This window comes from Rhodococcus sp. Leaf233, assembly GCF_001426165.1.
Lineage (GTDB): Bacteria > Actinomycetota > Actinomycetes > Mycobacteriales > Mycobacteriaceae > Rhodococcoides > Rhodococcoides fascians.
Genome location: NZ_LMRO01000005.1, coordinates 55563 through 69815 on the forward strand (window position 1 = coordinate 55563; position 14253 = coordinate 69815).

Below are 14253 nucleotides of genomic sequence, written 5' to 3' on the forward strand. Positions count from 1 at the left end.
CTGTGACTCCCGCCGATCTTGCCGAATTGCTTCACGCGACCGCCGCCAAGGTGCTTGCCGACCGCGGCCTGGACGCATCCGTTCTCCCTGCGAAGCTCACGGTCGAGCGTCCCCGCAATCCCGAGCACGGTGACTACGCCACCAACGTGGCGCTGCAGGTGGCGAAGAAGGCCGGAGCCAATCCCCGTGATTTCGCCGGCTGGCTCGCCGAGGCGCTCGCGGCCGACGCCGCGATCGCCAGTGCCGACGTCGCGGGCCCCGGCTTTCTGAACATCAGGCTGGCTGCCGCAGCGCAGGGCGAGATCGTTGCCCGCGTGCTGGCCGCCGGTGCCGAGTTCGGCAACGGATCCTCGATGGCAGGCAAGAAGGTCAACCTCGAGTTCGTCTCGGCCAACCCCACCGGACCGGTGCACCTCGGTGGAACCCGATGGGCTGCCGTCGGCGATGCCCTCGGACGCATCCTGACCGCGCACGGAGCCGAGGTCACTCGCGAGTACTACTTCAACGATCACGGCGCTCAGATCGATCGCTTCAGCCGGTCGCTCATCGCCGCGGCCAAGGGAGAGCCGGCACCGGAGAACGGCTATGCGGGCGAGTACATCGCCGAGATCGCACAGCAGGTGCTGGCGAAGGAGCCCGAAGCGCTGGCGCTGGCACCCGAGGCGCAGGACGAGATCTTCCGGTCGATCGGTACCCAGCTGATGTTCGACCGCATCAAGGCCAACCTGCACGAATTCGGTGTCGATTTCGACGTCTACTTCCACGAGAACTCACTCTTCGAGTCCGGTGCCGTCGAAAAATCGGTCGACTACCTCAAGGGCTCGGGGAGCCTGTACGAGGAAGACGGTGCATGGTGGCTTCGGTCCACCGAGTACGGCGACGACAAGGATCGCGTCGTCATCAAGAGCGACGGTAATGCTGCCTACATTGCAGGCGACATCGCGTACTTCCAGAACAAGCGGCAGCGCGGTTTCGACCTGTGCATCTACATGCTCGGGGCAGACCACCACGGTTACATCGGTCGACTCAAGGCCGCCGCCGCTGCATTCGGCGACGACCCCGAGACCGTCGAGGTACTGATCGGGCAGATGGTCAACCTCGTTCGCGACGGCGTCGCGGTGAAGATGAGCAAGCGGGCAGGCACCGTCATCACGCTCGACGATCTGGTCGAAGCCATCGGCGTCGACGCGTCGCGCTACGTCATGATCCGGTCGTCCGTCGACTCGAGCATCGACATCGACCTCGCCCTGTGGGCCAGCGCCAGCAACGAGAACCCGGTGTACTACGTCCAGTACGCCCACGCCCGGTTGGCATCGCTCGCGCGCAATGCCGCCGAACTGGGGATCTCGGCCGAAGATCCCGATCTGAGCCTGCTGACGCACGAGCAGGAGGGCGAGTTGATCAGGACGATCGGCGAGTACCCGCGGGTGGTGGCCAGTGCCGCCGAACTACGCGAACCACACCGGATCGCCCGCTACCTCGAAGAACTGGCGGGGGCCTACCACCGGTTCTACGGCGCGTGTCGAGTACTTCCCCAAGGAGACGAGGAGCCCGGACCTGTGAACACCGCACGACTGGCATTGGGCAACGCAACCCGGCAGGTTCTGGCCAACGGCCTCGAACTGCTCGGTGTCAGCGCACCGGAGCGCATGTGAGCGCACATCCGGCAGGGCCCAAGCACGCCGATGCCCCAGCCAAGCAGTCGATGTCCGAGCGTCCGAGCGCCGCGTCGGACATGACGACGCTTCCCGAACAGGTGTGGCCACGCAACGCGGCACGCGGCGACGACGGCACGGTTCGGCTCGCGGGGGTGTCGGTCACCGACCTCGCGGCGCAGTACGGCACCCCACTGTTCGTCGTGGACGAGGACGACTTCCGCGCACGCTGCCGCGAGATGGCCGCTGCGTTCGGAGCACCCGAACGAGTTCACTACGCCTCCAAGGCATTTCTGTGTGGAGAGATCGCTCGTTGGGTGGCCGACGAGGGTCTCTCGCTCGACATCTGCTCGGGCGGTGAGCTGGCCATCGCCCTTGCTGCCGGATTCCCGGCGGATCGAATTGCGATGCACGGCAACAACAAATCCGTGGCCGAGCTCGAGGCCGGAGTGAGTGCCGGAGTCGAGCACGTCGTACTCGACTCCAATATCGAGATCGACCGTCTCGACGCCGTGGCCGGTTCGGCCGGTGTGGTGCAGGACGTGCTGATTCGTATCACCGTCGGCGTCGAGGCACACACGCACGAGTTCATCGCGACCGCCCACGAGGATCAGAAGTTCGGCTTCTCGCTCGCCGACGGCTCGGCGATCGAAGCCGTCCGTCGGGTGTTCGCCGCAGACAACCTTCGTCTCGTGGGGCTGCACAGTCACATCGGCTCGCAGATCTTCGAGGTCGACGGTTTCGAGCTGGCTGCGCACAAGGTCATCGGGCTGCTGCGCGACATCGTCGCCGAGTTCGGCGTGGACAAGACCTCGCAGATCTCGACGCTCGATCTCGGTGGCGGCATGGGTATTTCGTACGTACCGAGTGACGATCCGCCGCCCGTCGACCAATTGGCGGCCAAGCTGGCGAGCATCGTCGAGACGGAGTCGGCCGCGGCCGGTTTGCCGGTTCCGACCATTGCCGTCGAGCCGGGTCGAGCCATCGCCGGTCCGGGCACCGTGACGCTCTACGAGGTGGGCACCGTCAAGGACGTCACCGTCGACAACGCCACCCGCAGGCGGTACATCAGTGTCGACGGCGGTATGAGCGACAACATTCGTACGTCGCTGTATCAGGCCGAGTACGACTGCCGCTTGGTCTCGCGTACCAGCGACGCCGACGCCGTGATGGCTCGCGTGGTCGGAAAGCACTGTGAGAGCGGCGATATCGTTATCAAGAACACGTGGATGCCGGCCGACGTCGGGCCCGGTGATCTGCTCGCCGTCGCAGCCACCGGCGCTTATTGCTACTCCATGTCCAGCCGCTACAACCTGCTGACGCGGCCCGCTGTGGTCGCGGTCAAGGACGGGCGTTCGCGCCTGATCCTGCGGCGGGAAACCATCGAAGATCTGCTCAGCTTGGAGGTTCAGCCATGACATCGAAGCCGATAGGCGTCGCCGTACTCGGACTCGGAAACGTCGGTAGCGAGGTCGTCCGGATCATCACCGAGAATGCAGCGGACTTCGAGGCCAGAATCGGTGCGCCACTGGAGATTCGGGGAATCGCGGTACGTCGGATCGACGGCGATCGAGGAGTACCGGCCGAGCTGCTCACCGACGACCCGGCCGAATTGGTCGGTCGCGACGACGTCGACATCGTCGTCGAGGTGCTCGGCGGTATCGACATCCCACGCAAGCTGGTGTTGTCGGCGCTCGAGAACGGCAAGTCCGTCATCACTGCGAACAAGGCCCTGCTCGCCGAATACACCGGAGAGTTGGCCGACGCGGCCGAGAAGTCGCGCGCCGATCTGTATTTCGAGGCAGCTGTCGCCGGAGCCATTCCGGTGGTGCGGCCGTTGATGCAGTCGTTGGCAGGCGACCGCGTGAACAAGGTCGCGGGCATCGTCAACGGCACCACCAACTTCATCCTGTCGGCCATGGACGAGACCGGTGCGGACTACGCCGAAACCCTCGCCGAGGCAGGGCGACTGGGATACGCCGAGGCCGATCCGACCGCCGATGTCGAGGGCTACGACGCCGCGTCCAAGGCGGCCATCCTCGCCTCGATCGCGTTCCACACTCGGGTCACGGCCGGCGACGTCTACCGCGAGGGCATCAGCAAGATCACTGCAGACGACCTCGAGACCGCGAAGTCTCTCGACTGCACCATCAAATTGCTGGCCATCTGCGAGCGCATCACCACGCCCAAGGGCAAGGAGCGCATCTCGGCCCGGGTCTACCCGGCACTCGTTCCGCTCGATCACCCGTTGGCGTCGGTGAACGGCGCGTTCAACGCCGTCGTCGTCGAGGCCGAGGCCGCAGGCCGGTTGATGTTCTACGGCCAGGGTGCGGGCGGCGCGCCGACGGCGTCCGCTGTGCTCGGCGACCTGGTGATGGCCGCGCGCAACAAGTTCTACGGAGGCCGCGGCCCACTCGAGTCCAAGTACGCCAAGCTCAAGGTGGCCCCGATGGGTGACATCCTCACCCGGTACTACGTCAGCATGCAGGTGGCCGACAAGCCCGGCGTTCTCGCTACCGTGGCCGCCGAATTCTCCAAGCGCGACGTCAGCATCTCCACCGTGCGCCAGCACGGCGCGGGTGACGGGGCCAGGCTCGTCGTGGTCACGCACCTCGCGGCCGATTCCGCACTGTCCGACACCGTTGCATCCCTCGAGCAGTTGGACGTGGTCGTCCACGTCGCCAGCGTTCTCAGATTGGAAGGCACCACAGTATGAGCGTCCACACCCCCTGGCCCGGTCTGATCGAGGCGTACCGCTCGCGTCTGGCGATCGGTCCCGACTGGAAGACCGTCACCCTGCGCGAGGGCGGCACCCCGCTGCTGCCCGCCGGGCACCTGTCCGAATTGACCGGCTGCACAGTGCACCTGAAGGTCGAGGGACTCAACCCCACCGGCTCGTTCAAGGACCGCGGCATGACCATGGCCGTCACCGACGCGCTCGCCCGTGGGCAAGAAGCAGTGCTGTGCGCGTCCACCGGCAACACCTCGGCGTCCGCTGCGGCCTACGCGGCCAAGGCCGGCATGTCCTGTGCCGTACTGGTTCCGCAGGGCAAGATCGCGATGGGCAAGCTGGCTCAGGCAGTCATGCACGGCGCGAAGATCATTCAGGTCCAGGGCAACTTCGACGACTGCCTCGAACTGGCGCGCAAGACCACGGCCGAGTTCCCGACGATCGGTCTGGTCAACTCCGTCAACCCCGTGCGTATCGAGGGGCAGAAGACCGCGGCGTTCGAGATCTGCGACGCCCTCGGCGATGCACCCGACATCCATGCTCTACCGGTCGGCAACGCGGGCAACATCACCGCGTACTGGCGCGGGTACTCCGAGTACTTCCGCGACGGCCTCACCACCCGCAAGCCGCGGATGCTCGGCGTGCAGGCCGCGGGTGCCGCTCCTCTGGTTCACGGTGCGCCCGTGAAGGACCCGGAAACGATCGCGACCGCAATCCGGATCGGCTCACCCGCATCCTGGAACGGTGCCGTCAATGCCAAGGAAGAATCGAACGGGGCATTCCGGGCCGCGACCGACGAGGAGATCCTCGAGGCGTACCGGTTGATCGCGAAGACCGAGGGCGTGTTCGTCGAACCGGCCTCCGCGGCCAGCGTCGCCGGACTGTTGGCGGCTCGAAAGGAAGGTTGGCTGGAGCCGGGCCTGACCGTTGTCTGCACGGTGACCGGCAACGGTCTCAAGGATCCCGACACCGCACTGTCGGGAATGCCTGTCGTGGAACCGATTTCGGTCGATCCCGTCGCTGTTGCGGCTGCGCTCGAGCTGGCCTGAGTTGACGGAATCTCCGGCAATGACGAAGACGCTTCCCATCGGGCTCACGGTGACCGCGCGTGTGCCGGCCTCCAGTGCCAACATAGGCCCCGGATTCGACAGTCTCGGAATGGCTTTGGGCTTGTACGACGAGATCGAGGTCACGACCACGGCGTCCGGCCTGTCGATCCACGTCGACGGTGAGGGGTCGGCGGACGTTCCGTGGGGGCCGACGCACCTGGTCGTGCGGGCCATCGAACGGGGTCTGGAAGCGGCCGGAGTATGGGCAGATGGATTGAATGTCCACTGCCGCAACGTCATTCCGCATTCGAGAGGTCTCGGATCCTCGGCCTCGGCAGTGGTCGGCGGGCTCGCCGCGGCCAATGCACTTGCGTCGAAGGTGGACCCCGCGCTGTCGCTGTCGGACAGTCAGTTGGTGCAGTTGTCGTCCGAGTTCGAGGGGCACCCCGACAACGCGTCGGCGAGTTGCCTCGGCGGTGCCGTCGTGTCGTGGAGCGAACCGCCCAATGCCAGTGTGACGGCACGCAAGTACGCCGCCGTGCGCCTGGACGTACATCCCAGCATCAAGGTCGTCGTGCTCGTGCCGTCCGAGCGCTCCTCGACCTCGCACACGCGGGGATTGCTGCCGGAGCTGGTGCCGCACCGCGACGCCGCCTTCAACGTCAGTCGCGGTGCGCTCGCCGTCGTCGCATTGACCGAGCGTCCGGATCTGCTGATGGCTGCCACCGAGGATCTATTGCATCAGGGCCAGCGGGCACAGGCGCTGCCCGACACCACTCGGTGGATCGCGACGTTGCGCGCCCGCTCGATCGCCGCGGTGGTGTCGGGAGCAGGCCCTACCGTCATGGCCCTGTGCACCGAAGAATTCCCGGCCGATCTGCGCGACGCTGCGCTGGCCGAGGGATGGCGAGTTCTCGACCTCGAGGTGGCCGACGGAGTCACTGTCGCATGACCGACACCGAATAGGGTTCTTGCCGAGCGAGGACAACGACGCTATGGTGAACCCTGTCCGTACATCGTGCGCTTCAGACGCCGGTTTCGTCAGGGCAATCAGGTCACTGTATTCGGGGGAGTTCAGAACGTCCGAGTGATGTGACGCTCCTGGCTCGGTCCTTCCCGTAGTTCGCTGCGGTCTCGGACCGATGGTGTCGTCGGCGGAGTGCGTCGAACATGAACGGCAATATCCGAGTTCGGCAGAAAGCCGAGCTGCGGAACGAACCCTCGGCTGCGCATCGAGCGAGCGAGGGAAGGAAAGGACCTCCGTGACCGATACGGAACTCATCTCTGCGCCCGAAACGTCACGCCGTCGCGCCGGCCTGTCCGGAATGGTTCTCACCGAGCTACGCAGCCTCGCTGGCGAACTCGGCATCAAGAGCATCTCCGGCATGCGCAAGGGCGATCTGATCGCGGCCATCACCGAGCGTCAATCGGGCACCGCGCCGGCCAAGTCCGCTGCGCCGAAGTCCGATGCGCCGAAGAGCGATGCACCGAAGGCCGACGCTCCCAAGGCTCGACGCGCTGCTGCGTCGGCACCGGTTGCCGACGAACGACCCGCAATCCACACTGCTCCCGAGCCTGCGACGGCCGCCGACACGTCGGACGCAGCACCCGAGGCCGGACGTCGCACCCGGGGCCGCCGCGCCGCGGGTCGCCGCGCAGGTGCGCCCGACCAGTTGCCACTGGACGGCAGCGGCGACACGGCCGCATCGGCCCCCGCTACCGCGGAGTCGACCGCTGCAGCGGAGACCACCGACAAGCAGGACGATTCCGGCGAGAACGCCGCAGCGGAGCGCCTACGTCGTAGCCGCGGCGAGCGCAACCGCCAGGACGGTGCCGAGCGCGAACCGCGTGACACCGACAACGGCAACCGCAACCAGAACGACCGCAACCAGGGCCATCGCAACCAGGGCGATCGCAACCAGGGGGACCGGGACGGCGGCAATCGCGACAATGCGGGCCGCAACCAGGGCGACCGGGACAACTCGAACCGCGACTCCAACCGTGAGAACGGCAACCGCAATCAGAACGACCGTGGCGGACGCAATCGCAATCAAGGCGACGGCCGCAACGACAACCGGAACGACAATCGCAACGAGGACCGCAACAACGGCCCGCGCGACAACCGTGACAACAACCAGGACGACGACGGCGAAGGCCGCGGTCGCAGGGGTCGACGGTTCCGTGAGCGTCGTCGTGGACGCGACCGCGGCGAGGGCAACGAGGGCGGTGGCGGTCGCGAGCGCGACACCGAGATCCGCGAGGACGATGTTCTCCAGCCGGTAGCCGGCATTCTCGACGTTCTCGACAACTACGCGTTCGTTCGCACCTCGGGTTACCTGGCCGGACCGAACGACGTCTACGTGTCGATGAACCTGGTGCGCAAGAACGGCCTTCGCCGCGGCGACGCCGTCACCGGTGCCGTTCGGGTGGCACGTGAGGGTGAGCAGTCGGGTCAGCGTCAGAAGTTCAACCCGCTGGTGCGTCTGGATACCGTCAACGGGGGAGAGGTCGAGGCCGCGCGCAAGCGTCCGGAGTTCGGCAAGCTCACCCCGCTGTACCCCAACCAGCGGCTGCGCCTCGAGACCCAGCAGAACATCCTGACCACGCGCATCATCGACCTGGTGATGCCCATCGGTAAGGGTCAGCGCGCGTTGATCGTCAGCCCCCCGAAGGCCGGTAAGACGAGCGTTCTGCAGGCCATCGCCAACGCGATCGCCATCAACAACCCCGAGTGCTACCTGATGGTCATCCTCGTCGACGAGCGTCCCGAGGAAGTGACCGACATGCAGCGCTCGGTCAAGGGCGAGGTCATCGCCTCGACCTTCGACCGTCCGCCGGGTGACCACACGGCGGTCGCCGAGCTGGCGATCGAGCGTGCCAAGCGTCTGGTCGAGGCCGGCCAGGACGTGGTTGTCCTGCTCGACTCGATCACCCGTCTGGGCCGCGCGTACAACAACAGCTCGCCTGCTTCGGGCCGCATCCTCTCCGGTGGTGTCGACTCGACCGCGCTGTACCCGCCCAAGCGATTCCTCGGCGCGGCACGAAACATCGAGCACGGTGGTTCGCTGACGATCATCGCCACGGCCATGGTCGAGACCGGATCCACCGGCGACACCGTGATCTTCGAGGAGTTCAAGGGCACCGGTAACGCCGAGCTCAAGCTCGATCGCAAGATCGCCGAGCGTCGGGTGTTCCCCGCGGTGGACATCAACCCGTCCAGCACCCGTCACGACGAGCTTCTTCTCGCTCCGGACGAGGCGGCCGTGGTGCACAAGCTGCGTCGCGTGTTGTCCGGTCTCGACTCGCATCAGGCCATCGACCTGCTGGTCGATCGCCTGAAGAAGAGCAAGAACAACCTCGAATTCCTGATGGAAGTTTCGAAGACCGCTCCCGGCGGCATCAACGATTGATCCTGTGTTCCCCGGGTCCGAGGGTCCGGGGAACAAGAGGGCAGGTGCCCGCGTTGTAAGCATCTGTCGGCACAGAAGTACCGACGATTAGCAGGGCAGATACACGCTCTGGCATAATCAACGGCCGAGTCCGGTTCCGGTTCACGTCTTCGATCAGCGAAGGCGACCCGGCGACCATTACAAAGAACGGTAAGGACACCATGAAGGCAGGAATTCACCCCGACTACACACTGACGACAGTCGTCTGTGGTTGCGGCAATACTTTCGAGACCCGAAGCACCACCGACAAAGAGCGCATCAGCGTCGAGGTCTGCTCGCAGTGCCACCCCTTCTACACCGGCAAGCAGAAGATTCTCGACACCGGCGGTCGCGTCGCTCGCTTCGAGGCTCGCTACGGCAAGCGCGCCGGCAAGAAGGCCGACGCAGACAGCTAGCTGTTTCGCCGACGCCCGTCCTGTGAACTACAGGGCGGGCGTCGGCTTTTTTGTGTCCACACCCGGTTTCACCCGTTCGGAGAGTGAGTCGTCACCATGGCGAGAACAGACAAGCCTTCGGCCATCGACGACATCCTCGCCGAACACTCCGGCCTCGAGCAGCAACTGGCCGACCCCGCTCTGCACAACGACCCGTCCGCAGCGCGCAGGGCAGGCAAGAGGTTCGCCGAGCTGGCACCGATCATGTCGGCGCACACCAAGTTGACCGCCGCTCAGGACGACCTCGAAGCCGCACGTGAACTCGCCGCCGACGATTCGTCGTTCGCCGCAGAGATTCCCGAGCTCGAGGCAACGGTTCTGCACCTGGAACAGACGCTGACCGATCTGCTGGCACCACGCGACCCGCACGACGGCGACGACATCGTGATGGAGGTCAAGTCGGGTGAGGGCGGCGAGGAATCGGCGCTCTTCGCGGCCGATCTGGCGCGGATGTACGTGCGCTACGCCGAACGCCGCGGCTGGCGAGTCGAGGTTCTCGACGCGAACGTCTCGGACCTGGGTGGCTACAAGGACGCGACGTTGTCGATCAAGACCAAGGATCCGCTCGACGGCGTCTGGGCGCGGCTGAAGTTCGAGGGTGGCGTCCATCGCGTGCAGCGGGTGCCGGTCACCGAATCGCAGGGACGCGTGCATACCTCCGCGGCCGGCATTCTGGTGTATCCGGAGCCCGACGAGGTCGAGGAAGTGCAGATCGACGAAACCGATCTCCGCATCGACGTCTATCGCTCGTCCGGCAAGGGCGGTCAGGGTGTCAACACCACCGACTCCGCTGTCCGCATCACCCATTTGCCTACCGGCATCGTCGTCACCTGTCAGAACGAGCGATCGCAGTTGCAGAACAAGGCGCGTGCGATGCAGGTGCTCGCGGCGCGTCTGCAGGCGGTCGCGGAGGAAGCAGCCAACGAAGAGGCCTCGGCCGGCCGAGCCAGTCAGGTGCGTACCGTCGACCGCTCGGAGCGGATCAGGACGTACAACTACCCCGAGAATCGCATCACCGATCACCGCATCGGATTCAAAGCGCACAACCTCGACGCTCTGCTCGACGGTGACATGGATGCACTGCTCGACGCGCTCGCCAAGGCCGACCGCGACGCACGTATGCAAGCAGAGTAACTGCGCGCCAACCGTTTTCGGTTCTCGCGCTGCTGATCGAACGAATGTCGAGATACCCTGGCGATCGGATTCGACCCGCCCGCGCGCCATGAAAGGCACACCCGAGATGAACCAGGCCTTGACCCCAGCAGGCGAGAACGCCGTCACCGAGCTCGCTTCCCGCTACGGGGTGTCCACCGACGCGGTCCGCACCATGCTCGACGCCGTCAACAACGGCCGCGGCACCATGGCGCAGTTCAACATTCCCGAGCTCGGCGGCAGTGGGCAGTGGATGCGCGGCGGTATGACGATGGTGGGCAACATGTTCGATCACGGCCTGAAGAGTCGGGTCGACGGTTTGTGCCGCGATCTGTCCGCGGTGTTGGCGCAGCATCAGGTCTATCCGCCGAGAGATGCCGGTACGGGATCGTTCGGCGGCACTTCCTTCGGCGGGGGATCGTGGTGGCCGTCGGATCTGGGTTCGCCGAGTTCGAGCGGTGGCCAGAACGGATCGCAGTATGCGGTGTTTCCAGCATCTCGTCGCCTCGCTGTCCTCGTGGGAGGGGAATTGGCGGTGTACGACACCCTCGATCACTCCATCGGCGGAGTGCAACAGCAGCAGGGTGGGGGTCCGGGTTCGGTGGAGTTCACCAGCCAGTACGGCACGTTCACCGCGGCAAGTCTGCCGCGCGTCGACCAACGGTCCGCCGACGCGCCACCGCAGAACATGCCCTCCTCGCAGCAGCCGCAGCCGGCAGCACAGAACTTCGCGTCTGCGCAGTCGGGTTCACCTGCTCACACCGGTGTCGACATCTCGGACATCACCGCTGCGATCGAGGCGCTCGCCGGTCTGCATGCGAAGGGATTTCTGACCGACGACGAGTTCTTCGCCAAGAAGTCGGAGCTGCTGGGGCGGCTGTGAGTCCGGTGTCGGACCGCCGTGGCAGTCTGTACAAGTGAGCCGCAAGCCGTTACGCCTAGCCATCCTCGAAGCGACGTCGATGCTCGAGGCCGCCGGTGTGCCGAGCCCTCGGGTGGATGCGGAGCTACTCGCCGCGCACCTCGTCGGAGTCGATCGCGGTCGGCTGGGGTTGGTGCCGTTGGTGGAGCCCGAGCTCGTCGAGGCGTACTTCCGAACAGTCGAGCAGCGCGCGAAACGTATTCCCCTGCAATACATCACGGGAACGACGTCATTGGGAAACATCGATGTCGAGGTGGGTCCCGGGGTGTTCGTTCCACGTCCCGAAACCGAGTTGCTGTTGGCGTGGGCGCTCGCTTTTCTCGAGAACGTCGGCCATCACCCGCCCGTGGTGCTGGACCTGTGCACGGGGTCGGGCGCGCTGGCGCTGGCCATCGCGAACGCACGCCCGGATGCCGTCGTGCACGCCGTCGAGCTCGATCCATCGGCGTTGGCGTGGGCCCGGCGCAACGCGGATCTGCGTGCCGAGCAGGGTGATTCGCCGATCACGTTGCATCACGGAGACGTCACTTCTCGGGAGCTGTTGACCGACCTCGACGGCTCGGTGGACATGATCGTCGCGAACCCGCCGTACATTCCGGACGGGGCCGAGCTCGATCCGGAAGTACTCGACCACGATCCGCACATCGCGCTCTTCGGCGGCGAGGACGGGTTGTCGGTCATCGAGCCGATGATCGGCAACATCGCGCGGTGGCTACGTGTCGGCGGCGGAGTCGCCATCGAGCACGACGACTCGAACGGGGAGGGCGTCGCTGCCCTGTTGTCTCGGCGACGAGTCTTCACCCAGGTCACCGAGCATCCGGACCTGGCCGGCCGCCCCCGCTTCGTCGTGGCGGCACGGGCGACGCCGCCCTCTGCCTGAGCGGCAAGGCGGCAAGCCGGCGGCACCTGACATCACTTCGTTACCGAAGGTGGAAGGATAGGCGGAGTGAGTACCGTCTACGACTGCCGTGAAGCCGATGCGCGGGCTGCCGGATTGACCGCAGCGCGCGGTGCCCTCAAATCCGGTCGACTCGTCGTGATGCCCACCGACACGCTCTACGGGATCGCCGCCGACGCGTTCGACGGCAGCGCGGTCACCGACCTGCTGCGCGCCAAGGGGCGGGGACGCGATATGCCGGTCCCGGTCCTCGTCGGTTCGTGGAACACGATCGACGGCCTGGTGCAGAGCGTCCGGCCGCGGACCCGAGATCTGATTCGAGCCTTCTGGCCCGGTGCATTGAGCATCGTGGTCCAGCAGGCACCGTCGCTGGCGTGGGATCTGGGTGATGCTCAGGGAACCGTCATGCTGCGGATGCCGCTGCACCCGGTCGCGCTCGAGCTCCTTCGTGAAGTAGGTCCGCTGGCGGTGTCCAGTGCAAATATTTCGGGAAGTCCGCCCGCCACCACGGTGACGCAGGCGCGAGAACAACTCGGTGGATCTGCAGCGGTTTATCTCGACGGGGGGCCGGCCGACCACGCGGTGGCCTCCACCATCGTGGACCTGACCGGTGAGCACGCACGAATCCTGCGGGTCGGTGCCATTCCCACGGAGCAGATTGCCGAGGTTCTCGGTGTCACCGCCGAAAGCCTGGTCCCAGGAGCGTCCTGACATGCCCGTCCGTTCCGCATGAGCGTCGAGGTGCTTGCCCAGTCGAATCTGGGCGCAGGCGTTCCGATCCGCGAGCTGCTGCTTGTTTTCCTGACGGCCGCTGTCGTCACGTTCTTCGCGACCGGTGGCGTTCGAGTGGCCGCGATCAAGTTCGGCGCAGTCGCCATTCCTCGTGATCGTGACGTCCACGTGCAGGCCACCCCGCGGCTCGGGGGAGTGGGCATCTACGCCGGCATGCTCGCCGCGCTGCTGTTCGCCTCGCAGCTGCCCGCGTTGGCCCGCGGATTCGATGTCGCCTACAACCGCGACATTCCGGCTGCGCTGGTCGCAGGCTTCGTGATCGTGCTGGTCGGCGTCATCGACGACCGCTGGGGTCTCGACGCACTGACGAAGTTCGTCGGCCAGGTGACGGCGGCCGGCGTCCTGGTCATCATGGGTGTGAGCTGGGTTGTGCTCTACCAGCCCTGGGGCGGCGAGCCCGGCCAGCCGGGCAGCACCTTGGTGCTCGACCAACTTCAGGCCGGGCTGGTGACCGTTCTGATCACCGTCGTCATCGTCAACGCGATGAACTTCGTCGACGGCCTCGACGGGCTCGCAGCCGGACTCGGCCTCATTTCGTCGGTCGCGATCTGCATCTTTTCGGTGGGCCTGCTGCAGGAACAGGGGGGCGACGTCGGCGTCTACCCACCTGCCTTGATCGCGGCGGCGCTGGCCGGTGCCTGCCTGGGATTTCTGCCGCACAATTTCCAACCGGCGCGCATCTTCATGGGCGATTCGGGGTCCATGTTGATCGGGCTGACGCTGGCCACGATCTCGACGAGTGCCTCGGGGCGCATTCCGTTGACGGCCTACGGTCCACGCGATCTGCTGGGTCTGTTGTCGCCGCTCCTGTTGGTCGGTGCCGTGATGCTCATTCCGATACTCGATCTGTTGCTCGCCGTCGTTCGCCGCACTCGGGCCGGGCGAAGTCCGTTCAGCCCCGACAAGATGCATCTCCATCACCGACTCCTGCAGATCGGCCACTCGCATCGACGGGTGGTCCTGGTGATCTACCTCTGGGTCGGTGTGCTCGCGTTCGGTGCGGTCGGATCCTCGCTTCTCGACCGGCGCATCGTGGTGCTCCTCGTCGCTGCCGGTCTGGTGTTCGCGCTCGTCGTCACGGCTGTGCCCACTCTGCGGGTGGATCGATCGCCCGGATCCGAACGCCGGGGTGTCCGACGCCGCTGATCGGCTCGGTGGTTCTTCGGTCGTG

At 65.9% G+C, this 14253-nt stretch carries 12 protein-coding genes; all 12 read left to right on the forward strand.

Annotated elements, in window-relative coordinates:
- The first annotated feature begins 2 nt into the window (after positions 1-2).
- A complete protein-coding gene (argS, locus tag ASH04_RS07650) occupies positions 3-1655 on the forward strand; it encodes an arginine--tRNA ligase (RefSeq protein ID WP_032373974.1) in 1653 nt (550 codons plus the stop codon).
- The gene (gene lysA / locus ASH04_RS07655; protein ID WP_027497916.1) at positions 1652-3073 is read left to right on the forward strand and encodes a diaminopimelate decarboxylase; all 1422 of its coding nucleotides are present in this window, start codon (positions 1652-1654) and stop codon (positions 3071-3073) included. Before argS ends, lysA begins: the two co-directional genes overlap by 4 nt.
- Entirely contained in the window at positions 3070-4371 is a 1302-nt protein-coding gene (locus ASH04_RS07660) for a homoserine dehydrogenase (protein ID WP_027497915.1), read from the forward strand. Before lysA ends, ASH04_RS07660 begins: the two co-directional genes overlap by 4 nt.
- Positions 4368-5435: a threonine synthase gene (gene thrC, locus ASH04_RS07665; protein ID WP_027497914.1), complete on the forward strand. Its 1068-nt coding sequence runs from the start codon at positions 4368-4370 to the stop codon at positions 5433-5435. Before ASH04_RS07660 ends, thrC begins: the two co-directional genes overlap by 4 nt.
- A 19-nt stretch (positions 5436-5454) precedes the next feature.
- On the forward strand, positions 5455-6387 hold the full coding sequence (thrB, locus tag ASH04_RS07670; protein WP_057473214.1) for a homoserine kinase: 933 nt from the start codon (positions 5455-5457) through the stop codon (positions 6385-6387).
- A 310-nt stretch (positions 6388-6697) separates the two neighbouring features.
- Complete coding sequence (rho, locus tag ASH04_RS07675; RefSeq protein ID WP_235579962.1) at positions 6698-8845, forward strand: transcription termination factor Rho; 2148 nt, start codon at positions 6698-6700, stop codon at positions 8843-8845.
- Between the two features lie 200 nt (positions 8846-9045).
- Positions 9046-9279, forward strand: a complete 234-nt coding sequence (gene rpmE, locus ASH04_RS07680) for a 50S ribosomal protein L31 (RefSeq protein ID WP_008715081.1) — start codon at positions 9046-9048, stop codon at positions 9277-9279.
- 96 nt (positions 9280-9375) lie between these two features.
- Positions 9376-10452, forward strand: coding sequence for a peptide chain release factor 1 (gene prfA / locus ASH04_RS07685; protein WP_057473215.1), 1077 nt, complete (start codon positions 9376-9378; stop codon positions 10450-10452).
- 106 nt (positions 10453-10558) lie between these two features.
- Positions 10559-11353: an SHOCT domain-containing protein gene (locus ASH04_RS07690; RefSeq protein ID WP_032383723.1), complete on the forward strand. Its 795-nt coding sequence runs from the start codon at positions 10559-10561 to the stop codon at positions 11351-11353.
- A gap of 34 nt (positions 11354-11387) precedes the next feature.
- Positions 11388-12272, forward strand: a complete 885-nt coding sequence (gene prmC, locus ASH04_RS07695) for a peptide chain release factor N(5)-glutamine methyltransferase (RefSeq protein ID WP_027497909.1) — start codon at positions 11388-11390, stop codon at positions 12270-12272.
- A gap of 66 nt (positions 12273-12338) precedes the next feature.
- On the forward strand, positions 12339-13001 hold the full coding sequence (locus ASH04_RS07700; protein ID WP_027497908.1) for an L-threonylcarbamoyladenylate synthase: 663 nt from the start codon (positions 12339-12341) through the stop codon (positions 12999-13001).
- An 18-nt stretch (positions 13002-13019) separates the two neighbouring features.
- Positions 13020-14228, forward strand: a complete 1209-nt coding sequence (locus ASH04_RS07705; RefSeq protein WP_027497907.1) for a glycosyltransferase family 4 protein — start codon at positions 13020-13022, stop codon at positions 14226-14228.
- The last annotated feature ends 25 nt before the right edge of the window (positions 14229-14253 follow it).

Coding starts and splice junctions, on each gene's coding strand:
- thrB (WP_057473214.1), top strand. CDS start 5,455: ATGACGAAGACGCTTCCCATCGGGCTCACGGTGACCGCGCGTGTGCCG.
- prfA (WP_057473215.1), top strand. CDS start 9,376: ATGGCGAGAACAGACAAGCCTTCGGCCATCGACGACATCCTCGCCGAA.
- ASH04_RS07660 (WP_027497915.1), top strand. CDS start 3,070: ATGACATCGAAGCCGATAGGCGTCGCCGTACTCGGACTCGGAAACGTC.
- rpmE (WP_008715081.1), top strand. CDS start 9,046: ATGAAGGCAGGAATTCACCCCGACTACACACTGACGACAGTCGTCTGT.
- ASH04_RS07705 (WP_027497907.1), top strand. CDS start 13,020: ATGAGCGTCGAGGTGCTTGCCCAGTCGAATCTGGGCGCAGGCGTTCCG.
- thrC (WP_027497914.1), top strand. CDS start 4,368: ATGAGCGTCCACACCCCCTGGCCCGGTCTGATCGAGGCGTACCGCTCG.
- ASH04_RS07690 (WP_032383723.1), top strand. CDS start 10,559: ATGAACCAGGCCTTGACCCCAGCAGGCGAGAACGCCGTCACCGAGCTC.